This window comes from uncultured Mucilaginibacter sp., assembly GCF_903893715.1.
Lineage (GTDB): Bacteria > Bacteroidota > Bacteroidia > Sphingobacteriales > Sphingobacteriaceae > Mucilaginibacter.
Window position 1 is genome coordinate 23,510 of the sequence record NZ_CAITNG010000024.1, and the last position, 22,278, is coordinate 45,787.

The window sequence follows — 22,278 nt, forward strand, 5'->3', positions numbered from 1 at the left end:
CTCCTGTTTATTTATTCTACAATTAATTTGCCCATATTTGATTTAACAATTAATAAACACTACAATAACATGTCACAAATTTCCGATAGGCTTATCGCGTTCAACAAAGGTTTACTGCCTGATATGGTACAGTTAAAATATCAGGCCATGGCTGTAAACGCTTTTACTTTTTTCAGGGGCACGTGCCATATTTACTATCAGGACCTGCAGCCAACCAGCACTATGCCGCCATCGCCATTGATTTGGGCCTGCGGCGACCTGCATCTCGAAAACTATGGCAGCTTCAAAGGGAACAACCGCATGGTTTATTTCGACATGAACGATTTTGATGAAAGCTTGTTATTGCCGGCCTGTTGGGAAATATCGAGGATTATTACCAGCATTTTTGTTGGATTCGATTCCTTCCACATCAGCCGGGCCGAGGCCTTAAAAATGGCGCGGCTTTTTTTAAAGGCCTATTGCGATACGTTAAAAAACGGCAAAGCCATCAGCATCGACCCACGTACAGCAAAAGGGATTGTCTGCACATTTTTGGAAACCCAGGCTAACCGCAAGATGAAGGCCTTGTTGAACCAGCGTACCGAAATAAAAAAAGGGGAACGCTTATTATCATTGGAACACATACACCATTTCGCAATTGAAAAAGGCCTCAAGAAAAAGCTGATCAAACATATGGCCGAGTGGATAAAAAGCGTTAAGCACGGCCCTCACGACTATAAAGTTACCGATGCTGCTTTCCGATTGGCCGGTACGGGCAGCATCGGTATAAAACGTTATGTTTTTTTGCTACGGGCCGCCGATGATAAAAAGAAATACCTTTTGGTGGATATGAAGCAGGCGCGTAGCTCGTCAGTAGCCCCCTATACTAAAGTAACCCAACCAAAATGGGCCACTGAGGCTGAAAGGGTTTTAGCCATACAACAACGTATGCAAAACTTATCGCCCGCTTTGCTGAGCGCCTCTGTTTTTGAAGATGAGCCCTATGTTATTGCCGAAATGCAGCCCACCGAAGATAAAATAGACTTTAGCGTGATAAAAGACCGGTATAAGGATATTCAACAGGTTATCAATGACATGGCGGTTTTGGTGGCTTCTGCACAATTGCGAAGCTCGGGCAGGCAAGGCTCGGCCATAGCCGATGAACTAATTGCCTTCGGTGCCGATACCCAATGGCATGAAGCCTTGTTGACTTATGCCGAAACCTATGCCAAACAGGTTAAAAAAGATTATAAACAGTTTATGAAAGATTATATGAGCGGTTTTTTTAAACCCGCCTAAAAATTATAAGTAAACCTAAGCCCCTGTACCACCGGGATGTTTTCTCCGTAGGCAAACCCATAGTCAAGACGCACCACACTGCGTTTTAAACCAATGTAATACTCTTTGTAGCCAGGCAATATTTCTTGCCTCAGGTATGAGCCCCCTATAATTTCTTCTAAACGCAGCCTGCGTAGCAGCGGTACTTTGCCTAAAAAATACCCGGCAAAATTATGCTCGTAATGCGCCTCAAAATACTGCTTATCGGTACTGTAGGTATAAAAATTGAGGAAGTGGAAGCTGCCCAGATCCGCATTGAAGAAAAAACTCTGGCCCCCGCTAAACTGCTTATAATCCGGATAAAAGAGACTTTTGTTGTTGAAAAATTTACCGAACGAAATAAAATATGAACCGAAACCGAATATGCCGGTCTTCACCTGGTCCTGAAAAAAGTCGACCGAAGCGAAATCATAATTAATATCCGAACCAAAATAAGGCAATCCCTTTCGGTAATTGATGCGCAAACGGGGATAACGTGTTGGTTCGATAAACTTACCCTCGGGATTAATGGTATATTGCTGGTTAAACGTGAATGTTGCCGATGTGCGAATGGTCAACGCTTGGTGGTTCGGGAAGAGCGGCACATCGCTGGTGGGGTCTAAAGGGTTGTTCGATGTAAGTTGTGTACTGTCTTTACCTATCGCAAAACGGCTGGTGTTGATAACCGACTGCCTGTAGGCGTACTCTATCTGCCCGTTCAGTAATATGCCGTTATGTATTTCGCCTTGTGTGCCTGCCATGGCGAAGGTGGACCGGTACAACTTGATATAGTTGTTGCCACCGAACAAGGTACTTAACGAGTTAAGGAACAAACTGATGGTGCCCGAGTTGTTCAAGTCCAAAAAATCGGAGCCAAAGGTACCGTACACCGCAGCCTGTCTCAGCGGGTTGTACTTATAGTTAATGGTAGTATTAAAGGTGGTTATCTTGTCCGAGTTACCGTAACGGTACTCGGGGGTAATGGTTAGCATCTTATTACGCTCAAACTCTTTCGAGAATTCGGGCTTTAGGTCAACACTCCAGCCTTCAACTGTGTTATAAAAAAGCAATTGTGTTGGATCGGCCACCTTGACCGATATCTTTTTAAACGGATCGTAGTACCGATAACCCCTGAATATATAAGGTATTATCCTGAACTTGTTGTTTGTGCTGTTCACCGAATCTTTTATCTCCCTATTGCTTTTGTCTTTTTCAGCAACTTCAAAGAGGTGGTAATATCGCTTTTCATCTTCCAACAAGGGTATGGCACGGTTAGCGTTCCAAAAAACAGAGTCGCGTCTTTCGGTCTCCCGTCCAACATCAAATACTTCACCGTTAAAAAAGTCCTTTTTAAAATGCGGGGCTATGTTATAATTATTAGCTACACCGATAAAGTAACCAACATATTTAAAGCCCATTATATTTCCCGTAAAATTGAAGTTTATCGAAAGCGGCATCCAGGTGGTATCGTTTACAGGAAGGTATTGCTCCTGGATGTTCAGGGTATCCACAAAATCAATTTCTGCACGCTTGTACAAGTGCAGGTCGGCACCATAAAGTCGCCAGTCTTTTTCCATCACATAGATTACCCCATGAAAAACATGGTCACCCTCGTGCCGCGGGTCAACCTGTATTACATCTATTGTTTTGTCGTCGTCGGTAAAACGTTCCAAAAGCGTGTATTTATAAAAGGCAAGCGCGTTATCGGCAACGGGCGATACATACTGTCTGTCGCTCAGCCCATCCCACGATAACAGGTTGGCATACAGATTTATCTGCATATCAGTCGCCCGGTTAAAGCCAAATGGGTTGTCGCCGCCGGCACGCTTCATGCCCAACATCACCTCTTTTACTTTGCCGGGTTGTTTTGTATTAAAATCCGAAATCGATTCGAACAAACTAATGATGCCCCGCCTCTCGGGCGAAAGATTTAGAACTTTGGCCACGTCCGACCGTAAAAAAGTATGCGGGGCGTTGAGAAGCTTTTGCACGGCTTTAAGGTATATTCGGCACGAGTATTCATTTACCTGATGATAGTAAAACGACCGTTTTTCTATCACTTTGCGCATAATAATGGTCGCGCTGTCCAGTTCAGTATCCTGCGGCAAAAAAGTTTCGAGGGTATAATTGTCCGCCGAAAGCTCAATGTTTAATTGGGTGTCCTTGTTCAAAACCTCTACCTGCCCCGTTTGCTGCTGGTAACCTATAAACCTGAACACGATGGTGTAACTACCATTTGGCAGTTTAAGCCGATAAAAGCCTTGTTCGTTGGCTATGGTGCTGTTGCTGGTGCCCTTAACATATATGGGCACAAAGGGGATGGGTTTGCCCTTTACGTCGGTAACAACACCTTCTACTATATGCTCTTGCGCCAGCGCCGGTTTATGGCACCAAAACAATAACAACAGCAATGCGGTAACTAAACGCATATATTAAAAGCACCTAAGGGGTTAAACATAAAAATACAAAGCAAAAGCCAATTGGTTACGCAAGTACGCAAATATTAATGCCATTGTTGCATATTGATGCTATTTTACGCCTCTACAAACGTAAGGCAGCAAAAAACGGTATTTATATCATCCTAATTTTTTAATTTCGCCGCTTCGATGAAAAAACTACCCTACCTGCTGCTTGCCTTAACTACAGTTACCCTCACGGGTTGTTTTGCTTCTGTTTTAGGGTCTGCCATCCAGTTGGGTTTCAAAATGGGGGTCTACTCCATTTTGCTGCTCTTTATATTGCTTTGCTGGATAATCATTAACCGGGGTAAACGGAAATAAGCGCTCAGTATTTCTGGTACAAGTTGTACAAAATATCCATTTCGGCACCCGAAAATTGTGGGTCGATATTAGTCTGAATAAAATGCCGCTTAAACGCGATAATAGCAGATTTGAGGTCTTTGGTATCATAACCGATGATGTGGAGTGCTAAAATATAGTCCATATCGTCGGGGCAGGGCTGCAGCGTGTCATCATACCATAAACCAAAGCCCTTTTTGGCCAGCGTTTTCCATGGAAAAAATACGCCCGGGTCTTGTTTGCGCGGCGGCGCTATGTCCGAATGGCCCACAAAATTGGCCGTTGGTATATTATAAGCTTTTTTTAGCTTGGTCAGCAATGCCAGCAGGCTGTTGATTTGCGCGGGCGCATAAGGCCCGTCGCCATAATTGTCAAGCTCTATCCCTATCGACGAACTGTTTACATCCGTATTGTTGCCCCATTTGCCCACGCCGGCATGCCATGCGCGCAGGTAATCGTTCAGCATATGGTATATTTTGCCATTCTTGTCAATCACATAGTGCGCGCTCACCTCCGTTTTGGGCAGGGTAAAGGTTTTCAGCGTCTCGTCTGACGTTTTTTGATTGGTATAGTGGATCACCACATAATTGGGCTTGCGCAGATTAAAATTGGTTGTGCCTACCCATTCGGAGGGTATGCTCCGGCCAGATGAGTCGGTCAGTGCCACAGAGTCCGTCAACCGGATGGTTTTCGCCAATGTTTTGACTTGTTGCCGATAGGCTTTATCGGTTAGGGCATAAGGTTTTGGTGCACAGGCCGAAATTGCAATGGCCACAACAAAAAACAGCCAGATTTGGTACAGGTATTTCTTCATTGAACTAAAGATAGCAACAATTTACAGAACGGTTATCTTTTTACCTTTATTTACCCTCATATTTGGGCAATGAAATTGTACCAACACCTCTTTTTCGACCTCGACCATACTATTTGGGATTTTGACAAAAATGCCGAAGAAACCTTGCACGAGCTGTTTATAACCTATAAGCTAAAAGAATTGGGCCTCAACTCGGCCGATGAGTTTATCGAAACCTATACCCGCAACAACCACCGCCTTTGGGCCGATTACCACCTCGGCAACATCAGCAAACAAACCCTGCGCGAAACTCGCTTCAAAACAACATTTCTCGATTTGGGCCTTAGTCCTGATGTTATTCCCCTTCAGTTTGAAGATGATTACGTAGCGCTTTGTCCCACCAAAACCAACCTTTTCCCCAATGCGCACGAGACATTGGAATATTTGTACAGCAAATACCCCTTACACCTGATTTCGAACGGGTTTCAGGAATCTACCGAAATGAAGATCGGTAAAACCGACCTTAAAAAGTATTTTCAAAACATCATCATCTCCGAAGTAGTGGGCGTAAACAAACCCGATAAAGCCATCTTTGAACATGCCCTAACTCTGGCCGGTGCCCAAAAAGAAACCAGTATAATGATAGGCGACAGCATTGAAGCCGATATTCGCGGCGCTTTGACTTTTGGTATGGATGCCATTTATTTTAACCCCAACGGCTTGGAAAAGCCGGCCGATGTACCCTTACAAATAAGCAACTTAAATGAGTTAACTTTGTTGTTATGAACATACAAGCCGATAAAAAGACCATTGAAAACACCTTGTTAGTTTATCGGCAAAAGCTGGACGAAATACCCGACGACCTGTTCAACACCACCCCTCCCGGCGGTGGCTGGAGTTATGGCGAGGTTTATTCGCACATTATGCAGGCCACATTGGCATCCTTTATGGCGGTCGACAAGTGTAGCAACGGCACGGGTAAAACAATTACCAAACCGGCAGGCTGGTTGGCCCGGTTCATTTTGTTTTTGGGAGTTTTTCCAGGCATCAGGTTCAAAGCCCCGGCATCCATTGCCGGCATGACGACAAACATCAGCAAAGAAGAAGCCCGTAACCTCATCATCAAAGTCAAAAAGCGATTAGATGAAATAGTGCCGCCGGTGGCCGCCTCGTCGCAATATTGCAAAATAAAACATCCCCGCTTTGGCATGCTCAACGCCAGGCAATGGCTCAGGTTTATTGGTATCCATCTGGGGCATCATATCAAACAATTAAACCGCATCAGCAAAAAATTCGCTAAAGGTTAAATGGCTGTTATTTAACCGTTTCTTAACATTAACATAATGTTAAAAGCGGACATTTGCACTTAACACAGAATGAATCAGGAACTACTTATACATGTGTTTGAAGTTGCCCTGTTGTTATTTGCACTTGGTATTTTTTACCTCAGCCCTTTCGAATTAAATGTTAATGAGGACGAGGACGACGAATAAACATCGCAAACAGAGCAGCCAACAATCTTTAACCGGCTCAAAAAGCCGGAACGTGATTTCTACCCTCCAAACTTCTTGTAACCCCTCAAGCCAATGGTAAAGCGCGAAGTAGATATTGTTGTCATCAGCGATGTGCATTTAGGCACGTACGGCTGTCAGGCAAAAGAGCTTTTAAAATATCTCAAAAGTATCAAGCCCAAAATTCTTATTTTAAACGGCGATATTATTGATATATGGCAGTTCAGCAAATCGTACTGGCCCGAAAGCCACATGAAAGTAGTGCGTCGCATATTAAAATTTGTTACCGACGGTATCCCGGTATATTACCTTACCGGCAACCACGACGAAATGCTGCGCAAATTTGCCGATTTTAACCTGGGCAGCTTTCAGCTGTTGAACAAAGTATTGTTGACTGTTGATGGCAAAAAAGCGTGGGTATTTCATGGCGATGTGTTTGATGTTACCATGCAGCACTCCAAATGGCTGGCCAAGCTCGGCGCTGTTGGGTACGATACGCTCATCATGATCAACCACGTAGTGAATGTTTGCCTCACTGCCATAGGCAGGCAAAAAATGAGTTTTTCGCAAAAAGTAAAGGGCAGGGTAAAAGAGGCCGTAAAATTCATCAACCATTTTGAACAAACCGCCGCCGATCTGGCCATCGACAAAGGCTATGATTATGTGTTGTGCGGCCACATACACCATGCCGAAATAAGACAAATACAAGGCACCGACAGGGCCGGATCCGTTCTGTACCTTAACTCAGGCGACTGGGTGGAAAGTTTAACAGCGCTTGAGTATTTGAATGGCGAATGGAAAATTTATAAATACGATGCCGGAAACTTTAATACCGAAGCCGAAGACGATGATAAGACCGATGCAGAAGACCTGGACGCTAAAATGAACGTGATGGATCTTTTGGAACGTTTTAAGCAAGAAACCCACTGATTTATTGGCCAAAGGTGGTATATTTGGCTAACGCTACTAAATGAAGATATTATATGCTATACAGGGCACCGGCAATGGCCATATAAGCCGGGCGCGCGAGGTTGTTCCCTTGTTGCAGCAATACGGCGAACTCGATTTGCTGGTAAGCGGTACCGAAGCCGAAATGTCTTTATCACAACCCTTAAAATACCGGTTACACGGTGCAAGTTTTGTATTTGGCAATAAAGGGGGCATAGACGTTTGGGCAACTATAAAGCTAATGGACCTGCCGCAGCTTTGGCGCGATATGCACGATATCCCGCTTAAACAATACGACTTGATCATCAACGATTTTGAGCCGGTAACCGCATGGGCATGTCGTATCCAAAAAGTAGAATCAGTGGCGCTGAGCCACCAGTGTTCCTTTGTATCCAAAAAAACACCCCGGCCTTCCCGCTGGAACTTTGCGGAACTTTTTTTCAAATATTACTCGCCAACCGACCATCATATCGGTTTCCATTTCGATAAATACGACGATTTTATCCATACCCCTGTCATCCGCAGCGAGATACGCAACCTCAACCCCGAAAACCATGGCCACTATACCGTATACCTGCCTGCGTATGATGACCGCTTTTTGGTGAAATACCTTAAACAGGTAGATGTACCATGGCAGGTGTTTTCCAAACGCCAAAAAAATGTGTATCAGGATGGCAACGTGTTGGTAAGCCCTGTAAATAACGAATCGTTTAACCTAAGTGTGGCCAATTGCGAAGGACTATTGACCGGAGGTGGCTTTGAAGGCCCTGCTGAAGCCTTGTTCCTGCAAAAAAAAGTACTGATGATCCCAATGAAAAACCAGTACGAACAACAGTGCAATGCACTTGCAGCATCGCGGTTAGGAGTGCCCGTAATCAGCGAAATAGACGAAGAGTTTGTATCAAAAATAAAAAGCTGGGTGGAGAGCGACCACAAAGTAATCGTCGATTTCCCCAACGAAACCGCGGCCATCATCGATGATATGGTGCGCCGGTACGCCAAGCCCCAACCTGCCGTATTCTGATATTTTCCGCACCATACGGCAACATCCATTTTCAGCTTCGCGGTTTTTCCCTTAATATTGCTTCAAATAAAAAACACCCATGATCAATGCCTTCAGGGTATTAAATCCGTTTAACATACTGTGGCTCGCTGTATTTTGTATAGCATTGCGTATCGGGTATATGGTGCAGTTGCCGTCCCAAATCGAAATTGTATTTGTCGAGTCGTTCACGCGGTCTATCATACCTATCTCGTTCGAAAACGCTTTAACCCCTATCAGTAATCTTTTGATTGCAGCCGTTATGATTTTCGTGCAGGCGGTGTGGCTCAACCAATTGGTCAACAAATACAATCTGTTAGGCAGGCCTACTTTCTTGCCTGCATTAATGTATGTAACCGTGTCGGCCTTGCTGGTCCCTTTCCTCATACTAAGCCCGCCGCTCATCTGCAACTTTTTGATATTATGGATGATTGACAAAATACTGAGCTTTTACAAAAATGAAAACGCTAAAACAACAGCGTTCGATTTAGGCATGATCGTTGGCATAGGCACCCTGATCTATTTTCCATATATCTACATGTTTTTGGCCGTATGGATAGGTATGGTGATATTTAGGGCATTTAACTGGCGCGAGTGGGTGGGTGTACTAATAGGCTTTGTTACCATCTTTTTCTTTTTGGCCGTCTTTTACTATTGGAACAACCGCCTCGAACAGTTTTACCACATATGGACACCGCTGGGTCGCAGTTTCCCAAACCAAATCCAGTTTAATTACTATAATTACCTGATATTGATACCCGTTATCGCCATTTTTATATTGGGATTTTTGCGGGTCCGCAAAAATTATTTTAAAAGCTATATACAAGTGCGCAAATCGTTTCAAATGCTCACCATTGTTTTTTTTATCGCTGCGCTGTCGTTTTATGTAAAAGAAAACTTCAGGGTGAGCCATTTTTTGCTTTGCGCCGTACCTTCCGCCATCGTTTTTGCTTATTACTTTTTATACGCTACCAAGCGGTGGTTTTATGAATTGTTATACCTTTTACTGGTTTCCGGCATCATTTACTTCCAGTTTAACACTTTTTAACTTTTAGTTTCGTCTAAATGTGGCATCTTGTATTAGTTTTGTAGGATGAAATTTGGCGTAGTTATTTTTCCGGGTTCCAATTGCGATGAAGACATCATTTATGTATTGGAGCACATTATGGGCCAACAGGTGGTGCGCCTGTGGCACAAAGACCATGATTTGCAAAATGTTGATTTTGTGATATTGCCGGGAGGCTTCTCCTTTGGCGATTACCTTCGCTCGGGCGCTATAGCTCGCTTTTCGCCCATTATGCAGGAGGTGATACAGTTTGCGGCCAAAGGCGGTTATGTTTGGGGCATTTGCAATGGCTTCCAGATACTTGCCGAAGCAGGCTTGGTACCCGGTGCTTTGCTGCACAACAAGAGCCGTAAGTTTATTTGCAACAATATCTATTTAAAATCGCAAACGTCAAATTCGCTGCTCACCTGTCAAATCGAGCTCGAACGGCCGTTAAAAATACCAATTGCGCATGGCGAAGGCAATTTTTTTACCGATCCGGACACGCTGTATGACATGAACGCAAACGATCAGGTGCTGTTCCGCTATTGCGATATCGAGGGCAATATTTCTCCAACAGCAAACCCAAATGGGTCGTTGGATAACATAGCCGGTGTATGTAACAAAAACCGTAATGTTTTTGGTATGATGCCACACCCGGAACGCGCCGCCGATGCCATTTTAGCTAATGAGGATGGATTGGCCATCTTTGAATCTATCTTATCGTTTGTAAAGGCCTGATGGCTACTCTGGTAATTGATATTGGCAACTCATACATCAAAACAGCAGTTTTTAACGTTGATGAATTGGTTTGGGTGCAAAGTTCGGTTACTATTGATGAAAAACTGATAGAACAAATTGCAAAGCAATATAAACCGGAGAAAGCGATTTTTTCGACAGTAAAAACAAATAACGAAAGCTGGGAAACAAGCATCAGTAAACACATCCCGCTCGTAAAGTTCGATAGCAGCATGGCAACATCCATCAAAAATCATTACCGCACACCACAAACTTTAGGGCTCGACAGGCTGGCGGCTGTGATTGGTGCGCATGCCATGTACCCTGATCAGGCAAATTTAGTTATCGATGCAGGTACCTGTATCACTTACGACGCTGTTGACCAGGGCGCAAATTATTATGGCGGCAGCATTTCGCCGGGTTTAAACATGCGCTACCAGGCGTTGAACTATTATACAGCGAGTTTGCCATTGGTAAACCCAAATGCCGGTTTTAACGAAGACAAAGGATACGATACTACAACTGCCATCCGTTCGGGCGTACAAAACGGTATCAGATTCGAGGTTTTGGGTTTTATACAGGATAGCTTTTCAATAAATACCGATACAAACATTATACTAACCGGGGGAGACTCGATTTTTTTTGATACTCTATTGAAAAATAGCATCTTTGCCCCTCATATAAAAAACGAACCTCATTTGGTTCTTAAAGGATTAAACGCAGTTACACTTCACCATAATGATTAATTACATCAGGGTATTTATTATATTTTTATTGTCCGCTACAGCTTTTAGTGCTTTTGCGCAAAACTCGGCTACTACCAGTTCGCCCTATTCTCAATACGGTTTGGGGCTGTACGATGAGCCCCTTTTGCCTTTGGCACGCGGTATGGGCGGTATCGGCACAGGCTTGAGCAAAACACCCGATGGTTTAAGTTTTATCAATATCATTAACCCTGCATCTTACAGCAGTATAACATTAACCACGATCGATATCGGTGCCTTCGCCAATATCGTGAGCTTGAGCCGCACAGGGTTTACCTCGCAAACCAGCAGCAACTTCAGATTAAGCCATGTAGCTTTTGGTATACCGGTTTCCAGGCATTCTGCCGTTACTTTTGGCATATTGCCTTACGCCGATCTGGGCTATAACTATAAACAAACCAACACAGTGGCTTTAAACCATTCGCCTATTGGTGTTGATACCAGTGCCACTCAAGAAAGCGTGTACTCGGGTGATGGCGGCTTGTCGAAAGCTTATGCCGGATATGGCTTTAGCGTTGGTAATTTTAGTTTTGGCGGTAACGTTGCTTACATTTTTGGTAAAGAAAACCAAAACAGGCAAGTGCAATACCCCGACCTCCCGAGCGCATTAAACACCAATGTGCAAAACAGCATAAGCGTTGGCGGCGTAAATTACGATTATGGTGTACAATACAACCTTAAATTAAGCGAAACCAGCAGGTTTACCTTTGGTTACTCGGGCTCAGCCGGTTCAAAAATCAACTCGGCCAACAGCTTTATCGTTAGCCACTATACCCTGAATGCCGATGGTACCCAAAACCTGGTAACCGATAGCACCACCTATACCAATACACAAGGTACGTTAACTTTACCGCAAATACATCGTTTTGGTATTACTTACGAAAAGGATTTGAAATACCTGATTGGGGCCGATTTTAAAATAGGTCAATGGTCAAACTTAAACATCAATGGTGTTAACGCCGGTTTGCAAAACAATCAAAGTTTTGCCATTGGCGGGCAGATAACCCCTAACATCAACTCCCTTTCAAGCTACTGGGCGGTGGTTGATTATCGCCTTGGTTTTAATTACGACAATACCTATATCAACGTAAACAACACCAACATTAAGCAATATGCCTTAACATTTGGCTTGGGCTTGCCTATACCCAACACCTCGCGCACCAACTATTACAAGGTCAATTTTTCGGCCGAGCTTGGTCGCCGGGGCTCTCTTAACAACAGTTTGGTACAAGAAAATTATATCAACCTGCACTTAGGGTTTACCATCAACGAAAAATGGTTCCAGAAATATAAGTTCGATTAAGTCTTTCATATGCAGCTGCAGGCAAAATGGTTTACCGCTTTCTTTTTGCCGGCAATGCTCCTGGCGTTGCTATTGCAGGGCTGCGAAAACGATTTAAATAAAGTACAAAGGCTATCGGCACAGGAAGCCAACAACAAAGTCGATAGCTCAAAGGTTGTCGAGATTATCTTTAGCGATTCGGCCAGAGTGAAGGCCAGGGTATTAACACCGCTGCTGCTCAAGTACAACATTACGGTGCCTTTTTACCTGATGCCCAAAGGCGTCAAAATATATTTTTATGATAAAAATCTGGTGAATACCAGTACCGTGGTGGCTGATTCGGCTATCACCAAAAACAATGACAAAATAATTGAACTGCACCGCAATGTAGTAGTAAGCAGCAATACGGGCGATGTTTTTAAGTCCGACGAGTTGATATGGGACCAGTTGAAAAAACAATTATACTCAAACCAACCCTGGACCATGACCAAAACCGATGGCACCGTGCTGAACGGCATACACTTTACCAGCGATGAAAGTTTTAGCCATTACCATGGCGACAATGGCAACGGTGTGATCGTAACAAAACAAGGTATTGGCAATTGATTTTAGGGGCGTTTAAACCCCATTTTCGGCGCATTAAAATTTTGTTATAAATTTTTATCAAAAGTTGTATCTTGCGCCTCTTTTTGAGATAAATAAAATATAGATATAGTATGGCAGCAATAGGTTTTTTGCGTGGAAAAGGTGGCAGGATAGTAGCGATCACGATTGGAGTTTCCCTTTTCGCGTTCATCCTTGGCGAAGCGCTTCATTCAGGAAGTTCTTTTTTCAGGGACAATGGTCAGTATGTAGGCGAGGTTGATGGCGATAAAATATCAACCGCCGATTTTAACAGCAAAATAGAAGCAAACAATCAAAATTACAAACAACAGTACAGGCAAAGTACCATAAGCCCGCAGGTTGCAAGCATTATACAATCAACAACCTGGAACCAGGCTGTAAACCAGATCATCCTTGATAAGGAAATCGACAAACTGGGTCTTGCTGTAGGTGTCGACGAAGCCAAATCAATGGTAAGCGGGCCAAATCCAAGTCAGCAAATTGTGCAGGCCTTTACCAATCAGCAAACGGGCCAGTTCGACCGCAACCAGCTGAATACCTTTTTAACAAATTTCAATAGCTCAAAAGCCGACGATCCTATAAGGTTGAAATGGAAAGCCTTTCTCGACCAAATGGAAGAAGGTAAAAAAAGCGAAAAATACCTTTCGCTCATCAACAACGGCTTGTATGTTAACAGCCTTGATGCCAAGGACGATTATAACGCAAAAAACAAATTGGCGAGCTTTAAATATGTAAGCCTTGATTACGCCTCGATACCCGATAATAAGGTTACAATTAGCGATGATGATTACAAAAACTATTATGACGAGCATAAAAACGAATACAAAAACAAAGAAGAGTTACGAAGCTTTGATTATGTAGTGTTCGATGCCTCGCCAAGCAAAGAAGACTCTGCTGCGGTTAAAGACCAGCTGACAAAACTGCTTCCGGATTTTAAGGCATCAACAAACGATTCGCTTTTTGTGGCCGTTAACGCCGATACAAAAATGCCTGTAGCATTTGCCAAAAAAGGCCAGCTTGAGCCAAAACTCGATACAGTAATGTTCAATGCGGCACCAGGCTTTATTTACGGGCCTTACTTTTCGAACGGCTCTTACAAAATTGCCAAACTGGTAGATTCGCGTGTTAGCCCCGATTCGGTTAAAGCTCGCCACATTTTATTGGTGGGTGGCCCCGGAGCCATGGCTAAAGCCGACTCGATAAAGAAAGTTATCCAAAGTGGCGCAAAAAGCTTTGCCGATATGGCGACTCAATTCTCCATGGATAAAAGCTCGGCTGTAAAAGGTGGCGATTTGGGCACATTTGGCCGCGGCGCCATGATACCTGTGTTTGAAGACGCAGTGTTTAACGGCAAAAAAGGCGATATCAAAATCGTACAGTCGCAATACGGCGTGCACTTGATCGAAATCGAAGACCAAAAAGGATCGTCGAAAGTTGTTAAGGTAGCCATTGTAGACAAACCATTATTACCAAGCAACAAAACAGAAACAGCGGCGCATTCAAAAGCACAGGCGTTCCTCGCTTCGTTAACGCCGGGCAATTTTGACGCCGAAGTAAAAAAAGAAGGATTGATTAAAAAAACAGCGACTGACGTTAAAGGCGTTGACGCTACCTTACCGGGATTAGATAATACCCGCGACCTTACCCGCTGGGCATTTAACAAAGCCAGCGTGGGCGATTTTACCGACGAGGTTTACGAGTCGGGCTACTCGGGCATTGTAGCGGTTTTAACCGAAATCAAGCCGGTTGGCATATTGCCTTTGGAAGTTGTTAAAAAGCAGATACAACCGGCCGTTTTAAATATTGTTAAGGCAAAACAACTCACCGATAAAATGAACGGTGCTCTTAACGGAGCAGGTTCTATCGACGCGGTTGCACAAAAATTGGGGGCCAAAGTAATGTCGGCTCAAAACATTGTGTTTGCAAACCCAATCATCCCGGGTTCATCGCAAGAGAATAAAGTGATTGGTGCTATATTCGGCTCACAGCCCAATAAATTGTCGAAACCAATAGCAGGCGAAAAAGGTGTTTATGTATTTGTGGTAGATAGCTTTATCAACCCCGCTCCATTAAACAATGCATTGCGTCAGCGCGAGCAAATAGGCCAGGCATTGCTGCAACGCAGTGAAAGCGGCGTGCTCGAAGCGCTGAAAGATAAGGCTAATGTAAAAGATTACAGGGCCAAGGTGCTTTAAGGAATTTATTAAGTAAATTTACATCCGGGAAGGGCCAATAAACCTTTTCCGGATTTTTTTGTTTAAAGAGTAATGGATATCCAGGAAGAAATAGTTAATAAAGTTGCGCTCAGCGGTTTGGTAAGCCTCGATCCGGCAAGCTTTTATCCGCCCGGCGACCGCGTGCTTTATGATATAAAAGACAACCTTTTTCAAGGCTTGATTTTGCGCGAAAAAGATTTCAGAGAATTTGTTAAAGAACACGATTGGACCCAATACCAAGGCAAAAACGTAGCCTTAACCTGCACTGCCGATGCCATTGTACCAACCTGGGCATATATGCTGCTGGCTAACCGGCTGGCTCCCTATGCGCGCGACGTAGTGTTCGGGGATAAAGAAGTATTGGAAACCGTATTGTTCGAAAAAGCGCTTGCCGGGATGGATATTGAACAATACCGCAATCAGCGTATCGTTATAAAAGGATGTGGCGATGTGGAAGTCCCCGCTTCTGCGTATGTTGAACTGACAAAAAAACTGACACCGGTGGTAAAAAGCCTGATGTTTGGTGAGCCTTGTTCAACTGTACCCATTTATAAAAAGAAAGATTAAATTATTGGTTTGCTTGCTGTAAAAGTGCTGTATGAAAATTATATATCTATCCTTCTTACTGGCACTTACAAGTCTTAGCGTATCTGCGCAGGAACTTGCAAAAGAACTGCAAGCCCCCTTTCAACCAGGCGAACACCTGCATTATAAATTAAACTATGGCCTGTTTACCGCCGCCGAGGCTGATTTGCGCCTGGAAGAAAGCCCTGTAAAGTACGATGGCAAACCCGCATACCACATCATAGCCGATGGCAAAACCAATGGCACCTTCGATTTCTTTTTTAAAGTACGCAACCGCTACGAAAGTTTTATGGACTGTACCACACTGCTGCCATACGAATACAAAGAGAACCGCCGCGAAGGTAAATACAGGCATACCGACGACATTACGTTCGATCGTGAAACCAATAAAATAACAGCAACAAAGGGTGTATTTCCTTTTACGGGGATGGTGTTCGATTTCCCTTCAGCCTATTATTTTGCGCGCTGTTTGGATATGACAAAAATAAAGGTTGGCGATAAACTGGTATTCCATTATTTTTTGGAAGACAAGATCGAATCGCTCACCATCACCTTTGAAGGCCGTGAATCGGCCGAGTGCAGTCTGGGCACATTCGAATGCCTTAAATTCAGCCCATCAATTATACCGGGCAATATTTTCAGGAAAGACAGTAAGTTTTATCTTTGGATAACCGACGATAAAAACCGCATCCCCGTAAAGGCCCAAGTGGAAGTAATTGTAGGCAGCCTCACTATGGACCTTACGGAAGCCAAGGGATTAAAATACCCATTAAACAATAAGCAATAAACAACCGATGATTGAAGTTCAGCAAACGCTGGTGCACGAAGATGTGGTAAAAGAGAATTTTGTTTGCAACTTAAACAAATGTAAAGGCGCCTGCTGCCTCGAAGGCGATTCGGGCGCGCCACTCGAGGCCGCAGAACTGGATATTTTGAACGAAATATACCCCAAAGTAAAGCCGTTTATGACGGCCAAAGGTATAGAAACCATCGAACAGGTTGGCACCTACGTAAAAGATTTTGAAGGCGACTACACTACGCCCTGTGTAGATGTGAACAAAGAATGTGCCTATGTGATATGGGAAAACGGTATCACCAAATGCGCGATCGAAAAAGCTTATGAACAAGGTGCCATATCATGGCAAAAACCCATATCGTGCCACTTATACCCCATCAGGATAACCAAATACCCTGAGTTCGATGTACTGAACTATGACCGCTGGAGCATTTGCAGCCCCGCCTGCAGCTTCGGCGATGAACTAAAAGTGCGCGTACACGAGTTTTTAAAAACGCCGCTTATCCGCAAATACGGTGCTGATTGGTATGCGGAGTTGGAAGATCAGGTTGCTAGTCCGCCTGCAGAGTAATCCCTTTGCGTACTTGGTTCTAAGCTATCGATTGAAAAAATCAATCCTATATCCGTTTGCGCAAACCCAACTATTTTTTCCACCCATCGTACAACTACAAATTATTTATTGATAATATTGTATTGCACTAAACCAAATACGTTTTGAAAGGAATTATACTCGCCGGCGGTTCGGGCACCAGGTTGCATCCGCTCACCTTAGCTGTAAGTAAACAGTTGATGCCCGTTTACGATAAACCCATGATCTATTACCCGCTTTCGGTGTTGATGCTGGCGGGCATAAAGGAGGTTTTGATCATCTCTACCCCGCACGATTTGCCCAACTTTAAAAAACTGTTGGGCGATGGCGCTGATTTGGGCTGTAATTTTCAATATGCTGAACAACCATTGCCAAATGGCTTGGCTCAGGCCTTTGTTATCGGTGCCGATTTTATCGGCACAGACAAGGTGGCACTGATTTTAGGTGATAATATTTTTCATGGCGATGGGCTCTCGCACCTGCTGCAACACAGCAACGACCCTGATGGCGGTATGGTATTCGCCTATCAGGTATCCGATCCGGAACGTTATGGCGTAGTTGAGTTTGATAGTGATAACCATGCCATATCCATCGAAGAAAAACCAACTGAGCCAAAGTCTGATTATGCCGTACCCGGACTTTATTTTTACGATAACTCGGTGGTCGAGATTGCCAAGAACATCAAACCATCGCCACGAGGCGAATACGAAATAACCGACGTAAACAAAGAATACCTGCGCCGTGGCAAACTGAAAGTAGGTATACTAAGCCGTGGAACGGCGTGGTTGGATACAGGCACTTTCACATCCTTAATGCAGGCCGGCCAGTTTGTGCAGGTGATTGAAGAACGCCAGGGCCTTAAAATCGGCTGTATCGAAGAGATAGCTTACCGCATGGGCTTTATCGACGCAGCGCAATTGGAGGCCGTTGCCGCGCCGTTGGTTAAAAGCGGTTATGGGCAGTATTTGTTGAAACTGCTTAAAAAAGGTAAAAAATAAAAGTGGCCATGCTGCGATACATAACCGCCGCTGTTGCACAAGTAGCTTTGGGTAAGGAAAGTTGTGTGTACCTACGTAACTTATCTGCCGAATGTGGCGGCCATACCCATCGCGATATCACCCGCATGTGCTTTGCCGAAGTAGGTATCGACATTGAATTTAGTGGTAAAGACAAATACGAAAAGGCCGTTATTATTGATATTGATGATGACAGGATAGAAGAGCTTGGCCTTGACCCCGATACTTTCAGATTTGGAGAGACGGTGGTTAGGATCAACGAGGAATTATCCCCGCCAACGGAACCGGAACCAGAAGAAACTGATATTGTCGCATTAATTACGGAGTTAATAGCTTCAAACATATTGCAGTTGAAAGGGTCTTCGAAATAGACAATGACTTAATGACTAATGACCTAATGACTAAATAATGTCCTCCCACCACATCGTTCGCGAAAAGCAGGAACCTGCACTGTTGGTATTGGGCCTCGATACCTTTACCGATGAATTGTTGGGCCAATTATTGGAGTGGAGCCCTACTGTATTGGTTACCGCAGCAACTGCCGAAAAGGTAGATGCCATGGGCATTAAACTCGATATCGTTATCGACCCAAACGCGAATACCGAAGACCTGCAATCGGACATCAAAACCATACCTACCGGCGATGACAACCCTACCGAAACCGCTTTAAAATATCTGGTTGCACACAATTATCCCGCCGTTAATATCATCACCGATGAATTCCTACTCAAAGACTATTTGCTTTTTGTTGATAAAATTAATATCGTGATTTACAATGGCGACCAGAAAATATACCCTATAGCCAGCGGTTTCAGCAAATGGAAGCCTGCAGGCGAACGTATCAGTTTGATTAACCACCCTGTATCCCTGCATATCAGCGGCCTGCAAAACATAGCGGCGGAACAATATATGACCACGCATGATGGTTTCTTTACGCCGCAATTCGATCAGCCATTTATATTTATCAGCGAAACCATTGTGTAAACAATGCCTTGCTTTTTTGACATTTGGCCCTATTTTACTAAATTCAGCCCTTATAACATTACCGACATGAACAAATTGACCTCGCTTGTGCTTTTCCTGCTTGTTTCGGCAGGGGCTTTCGCACAAAAACCCATTTTTTACGAAGTTTCTTTCCCGAACGCCGCGCACCACGAAGCGCAGATTGTGATGACCATACCTGATGCGCCGGCCGGGCCCATCAAAGTTCGTATGAGCCGTTCATCCGCCGGAAGGTACGCTACCCACGAGTTTGGCAAAAACGTGTACAATGTAAAGGCATTCAATGTTGACAGTTCGGCCATCGAAATGAAACAGGTTGAAGGCGATGTTTGGGAAATAAGGGACCACGGACCGGTAATAAAGGTAAGCTATACGCTATACGCCAACTGGACCGACGGCACTTATGCCGGTATCGACCTGAGCCATGCCCACCTCAATATGCCTGCTGCATTTATATGGGTACCCGGCCTGGAAAAACGTGCGGTAAAATTTGAATTTAACGACTTGGATAAATACGGCTGGAAAGTGGCCACTCAACTGGTACACGATGGCGCCACTGTTTACAGTGCCCGCGATCTGCAATATATGATGGACAGCCCTACCGAACTTTCGGCTTTTAAAGAAAGCGACTGGACAGTGCTGAATACTGATGGCAAGACCGAAAAGATACGCCTGACCACCCACTCGGATGATGACCAGTCGGTTATTGACGGTTATGCCAAAATGGTACAAAAGATGGTGCTGGAAGAAAAAGCTGTTTATGGTGAGCTACCCGCATATGATTATGACGAATACACCTTTTTGCAAGATGTTTATCCCACCAACTCGGGTGATGGTATGGAGCACCGCAACTCTACCTGTATTGTTACCACCGGTGATAAAGTGGGCGGTAATGAAGTAAGGTTGTTAAGCACCTTCGCGCACGAATATTTCCATAGCTGGAATGTGAAACGAATCCGTCCGAAATCATTGGAGCCCTTCAACTTTGAGCATGCCGATATGAGCAGCGAACTTTGGTTTGCCGAAGGCTTTACCCAATACTACGGCGAAATGCTGCTGGTAAGGGCAGGCTTTCATACCGTTGGCGAGTATACCCGCACTTTGGGTGGCCTCGTTAACAGCGTACTTAATAGTCCGGGTGCGGCGCATTACTCACCTGTACAGGCCAGTAACTATGCTGTTTTTGCCGATGCCGGTGTATCTATCGACCCAACCAACCAGGCCAATATATTTACCTCGTATTACTTTTATGGCGGGGCAACAGCTTTGGCGCTCGACCTGCGTTTGCGCAGCGAGTTTAACCTCACGCTTGATGACTATATGCGACAGGTATGGCTCGATTATGGCAAACCATATATCCCTTACACCATCCCCGACCTGGAAAAATCGCTGGCAAAGGTTACCAAAAACAAAGTGTTTGCCGCCGATTTCTTTAAACGCTATATCTATGGTTTTGAGAAAAACAACTACAAAGACCTGTTGGCCAAAGCCGGACTTATTCTGCGCAAAGCACAACCGGGCAAAGCATGGGCAGGTTCGCAATTTAGTCAGCAAGGCCGTGGCCGCAACGGGCAGGCGCGGGCAAATGCTACCGCAGGTTTTGTCATATCGGCAAACACCATCATAGGTACCCCTATGTACAAAGCAGGTTTAGATGTGGGCGATGTTGTGCTAAAAGCCGATGGCAAAGACGTAGCGGATGCACAGGCCTTTGCCGATTTGGTTACCAGCAAAAACATTGGCGATAAAATAGCTGTTACCTACAAAAACCGCAGCGGCGAACATCAAACCACGGTTACACTCGAAGAAAACCCCACACTTGAAATTGTATTGGCCGAAAGCGATGGTAAAACTTTAACGCCGGAGCAAACAACCTTCCGTAACAACTGGTTATCATCAAAAGTAAAATAACGAACGCATGAAAAAGTACCTCCTGATATTATTTCCCGCGGTTTTTGCCATAGGTTGCGCTACCCAAAATGTAGATAAAAGCATCAAACAAAATGATGTGGAACGTATTATAAAAACCTTGAGCGCTGATGATATGCAAGGCCGCGCCACATTTACGCCGGGTATTGAAAAAGCTGCAAAGTTTATTGAAAGCGAGTTTACCGATATCGGTTTGAAGCCATTACCCGGAAATGACGGCTTCCGCCAGAATTTTACCATGGTACGTTCAAGGTCTGTCAAAATCTCGGCCAGTATCAATGGTCAAACCGTATCGCCCGATAGTTTGCTTGCGGTAACGCCTATGCAATCGTTAGATTGGGCAAATAACAGCGATGTACAGGTGGTAACGATCACTCCCGATATGGATTTTACAAAACTGTACGTCAATTATACCACCAGCGGCAAAAAAATGCTGGTGTTGGTCGACTCTAAATTCAGCGCCAGCCTTCGACGCATCATCGCGCGTGCCGGCAGGGGAACTACCAGCTTTGTTACCAGCAGCACGCAGGCTACGGTATTTGCTTTGGGACATTTTGGCGAAGTAAGCTCCTTTGCTGTGAAGTATGAAGGTATTTCTAAAGAACTTCCTCTGTTCAATATCGCCGGGATGATACCGGGCACTTCGAAAAAAGATGAATTCGTGGTATTTTCTGGTCATTATGACCATCTGGGTATTATTAAACCTGTGAAGGGCGACAGTATAGCCAACGGCGCGGATGATGATGCCTCGGGTACTACTGCTATGATATCGCTGGCCAAATACTACATGCACGGCCCAAAACCGGCACGTACCCTTATTTTTGTCGCATTTACGGCGGAAGAAATAGGCGAGTATGGCTCAACCTATTTCGCCAAACACATGGATGCCGATAAAACCGTGGCCATGTTCAATATCGAGATGATAGGCAAACCATCCAAATTTGGGGAAAACTCGGCCTTTATCACAGGTTATGAGCGTTCTGACTTCGGGAAGATATTGCAGCGTAACCTGGCAGGTACAAAATTCAAGTTTTACCCGGACCCATATCCTTCTCAAAATCTTTTTTACCGAAGCGATAACGCATCCTTAGCCAAAGTAGGCGTACCGGCGCATACCATATCAACCGACCAGATAGACATCGACAAACTATACCATACCGTTGGCGATGAGTTAAGCACATTGGACGTGGGCAATATCACCTCCACCATTCGCGCCATCGCTTTAAGTTCGCGCAGTATTGTAAATGGCACAGATACCCCAACGCGCGTCGCAAAACTGGAGCAATAGCATCAAACCAATTAAC

22 protein-coding genes are annotated in these 22,278 nt (G+C 44.5%); 20 read left to right on the top strand and 2 right to left on the bottom strand.

Annotated features, from left to right (window positions below):
- Window positions 1-69 precede the first annotated feature (69 nt).
- Window positions 70-1,278: a DUF2252 family protein gene (locus QZX97_RS02705; protein ID WP_295653410.1), complete on the top strand. Its 1,209-nt coding sequence runs from the start codon at window positions 70-72 to the stop codon at window positions 1,276-1,278.
- On the opposite strand, the gene QZX97_RS02710 is transcribed toward QZX97_RS02705, so the two are convergent.
- On the bottom strand, window positions 1,275-3,725 hold the full coding sequence (locus QZX97_RS02710) for a DUF5686 and carboxypeptidase regulatory-like domain-containing protein (RefSeq protein WP_295653412.1): 2,451 nt from the start codon (window positions 3,723-3,725) through the stop codon (window positions 1,275-1,277). The genes QZX97_RS02705 and QZX97_RS02710 overlap by 4 nt on opposite strands.
- A 177-nt stretch (window positions 3,726-3,902) precedes the next feature.
- Here QZX97_RS02710 and QZX97_RS02715 point away from each other — a divergent pair, with 177 nt between their 5' ends.
- Window positions 3,903-4,076 carry a hypothetical protein gene (locus QZX97_RS02715; protein WP_295653414.1) on the top strand — a complete coding sequence of 58 codons (174 nt, stop codon included), beginning with the start codon at window positions 3,903-3,905 and terminating at the stop codon, window positions 4,074-4,076.
- Window positions 4,077-4,080: 4 nt separating this feature from the next.
- Here the strand turns inward: QZX97_RS02715 and QZX97_RS02720 are convergent, their stop codons facing one another.
- Complete coding sequence (locus QZX97_RS02720) at window positions 4,081-4,908, bottom strand: N-acetylmuramoyl-L-alanine amidase (RefSeq protein ID WP_295653416.1); 828 nt, start codon at window positions 4,906-4,908, stop codon at window positions 4,081-4,083.
- 69 nt (window positions 4,909-4,977) lie between these two features.
- Here QZX97_RS02720 and QZX97_RS02725 point away from each other — a divergent pair, with 69 nt between their 5' ends.
- The 18 genes from QZX97_RS02725 to QZX97_RS02810 all read left to right on the top strand — a co-directional run bounded on the left by QZX97_RS02725 (window position 4,978) and on the right by QZX97_RS02810 (window position 22,262).
- Window positions 4,978-5,673, top strand: coding sequence for a YjjG family noncanonical pyrimidine nucleotidase (locus tag QZX97_RS02725; RefSeq protein ID WP_295653419.1), 696 nt, complete (start codon window positions 4,978-4,980; stop codon window positions 5,671-5,673).
- A complete protein-coding gene (locus QZX97_RS02730; protein ID WP_295653421.1) occupies window positions 5,670-6,194 on the top strand; it encodes a DinB family protein in 525 nt (174 codons plus the stop codon). The genes QZX97_RS02725 and QZX97_RS02730 overlap by 4 nt, the downstream gene beginning before the upstream one ends.
- 279 nt (window positions 6,195-6,473) lie before the next feature.
- The gene (locus QZX97_RS02735) at window positions 6,474-7,328 is read left to right on the top strand and encodes a UDP-2,3-diacylglucosamine diphosphatase (protein ID WP_295653423.1); all 855 of its coding nucleotides are present in this window, start codon (window positions 6,474-6,476) and stop codon (window positions 7,326-7,328) included.
- A 40-nt stretch (window positions 7,329-7,368) separates the two neighbouring features.
- Window positions 7,369-8,370: a glycosyltransferase family protein gene (locus QZX97_RS02740; protein ID WP_295653425.1), complete on the top strand. Its 1,002-nt coding sequence runs from the start codon at window positions 7,369-7,371 to the stop codon at window positions 8,368-8,370.
- A gap of 79 nt (window positions 8,371-8,449) precedes the next feature.
- Window positions 8,450-9,436 carry a DUF6427 family protein gene (locus QZX97_RS02745; RefSeq protein WP_295653426.1) on the top strand — a complete coding sequence of 329 codons (987 nt, stop codon included), beginning with the start codon at window positions 8,450-8,452 and terminating at the stop codon, window positions 9,434-9,436.
- A 45-nt stretch (window positions 9,437-9,481) separates the two neighbouring features.
- Complete coding sequence (purQ, locus tag QZX97_RS02750) at window positions 9,482-10,174, top strand: phosphoribosylformylglycinamidine synthase subunit PurQ (RefSeq protein WP_295653428.1); 693 nt, start codon at window positions 9,482-9,484, stop codon at window positions 10,172-10,174.
- Window positions 10,174-10,917 carry a type III pantothenate kinase gene (locus QZX97_RS02755; protein ID WP_295653430.1) on the top strand — a complete coding sequence of 248 codons (744 nt, stop codon included), beginning with the start codon at window positions 10,174-10,176 and terminating at the stop codon, window positions 10,915-10,917. Before purQ ends, QZX97_RS02755 begins: the two co-directional genes overlap by 1 nt.
- Window positions 10,910-12,238, top strand: a complete 1,329-nt coding sequence (locus QZX97_RS02760) for a hypothetical protein (protein ID WP_295653431.1) — start codon at window positions 10,910-10,912, stop codon at window positions 12,236-12,238. Before QZX97_RS02755 ends, QZX97_RS02760 begins: the two co-directional genes overlap by 8 nt.
- A gap of 9 nt (window positions 12,239-12,247) precedes the next feature.
- Entirely contained in the window at window positions 12,248-12,823 is a 576-nt protein-coding gene (gene lptC, locus QZX97_RS02765) for an LPS export ABC transporter periplasmic protein LptC (RefSeq protein ID WP_295653432.1), read from the top strand.
- A gap of 110 nt (window positions 12,824-12,933) precedes the next feature.
- Complete coding sequence (locus QZX97_RS02770; RefSeq protein ID WP_295653434.1) at window positions 12,934-15,036, top strand: peptidylprolyl isomerase; 2,103 nt, start codon at window positions 12,934-12,936, stop codon at window positions 15,034-15,036.
- A 72-nt stretch (window positions 15,037-15,108) separates the two neighbouring features.
- A complete protein-coding gene (locus tag QZX97_RS02775; protein ID WP_295653435.1) occupies window positions 15,109-15,624 on the top strand; it encodes a DUF2480 family protein in 516 nt (171 codons plus the stop codon).
- 31 nt (window positions 15,625-15,655) lie between these two features.
- On the top strand, window positions 15,656-16,429 hold the full coding sequence (locus QZX97_RS02780; RefSeq protein ID WP_295653437.1) for a DUF3108 domain-containing protein: 774 nt from the start codon (window positions 15,656-15,658) through the stop codon (window positions 16,427-16,429).
- 7 nt (window positions 16,430-16,436) lie between these two features.
- Entirely contained in the window at window positions 16,437-17,009 is a 573-nt protein-coding gene (locus tag QZX97_RS02785; protein ID WP_295653438.1) for a DUF3109 family protein, read from the top strand.
- A gap of 143 nt (window positions 17,010-17,152) precedes the next feature.
- Window positions 17,153-18,025, top strand: coding sequence for a glucose-1-phosphate thymidylyltransferase RfbA (rfbA, locus tag QZX97_RS02790; RefSeq protein ID WP_295653439.1), 873 nt, complete (start codon window positions 17,153-17,155; stop codon window positions 18,023-18,025).
- An 8-nt stretch (window positions 18,026-18,033) separates the two neighbouring features.
- Window positions 18,034-18,414, top strand: a complete 381-nt coding sequence (locus tag QZX97_RS02795) for a hypothetical protein (RefSeq protein ID WP_295653440.1) — start codon at window positions 18,034-18,036, stop codon at window positions 18,412-18,414.
- 37 nt (window positions 18,415-18,451) lie between these two features.
- A complete protein-coding gene (locus QZX97_RS02800) occupies window positions 18,452-19,027 on the top strand; it encodes a thiamine pyrophosphokinase (RefSeq protein ID WP_295653441.1) in 576 nt (191 codons plus the stop codon).
- Between the two features lie 66 nt (window positions 19,028-19,093).
- Window positions 19,094-20,956, top strand: a complete 1,863-nt coding sequence (locus tag QZX97_RS02805) for a PDZ domain-containing protein (RefSeq protein ID WP_295653442.1) — start codon at window positions 19,094-19,096, stop codon at window positions 20,954-20,956.
- 7 nt (window positions 20,957-20,963) lie between these two features.
- Window positions 20,964-22,262 carry a M20/M25/M40 family metallo-hydrolase gene (locus QZX97_RS02810; RefSeq protein WP_295653443.1) on the top strand — a complete coding sequence of 433 codons (1,299 nt, stop codon included), beginning with the start codon at window positions 20,964-20,966 and terminating at the stop codon, window positions 22,260-22,262.
- Window positions 22,263-22,278: the final 16 nt, after the last annotated feature.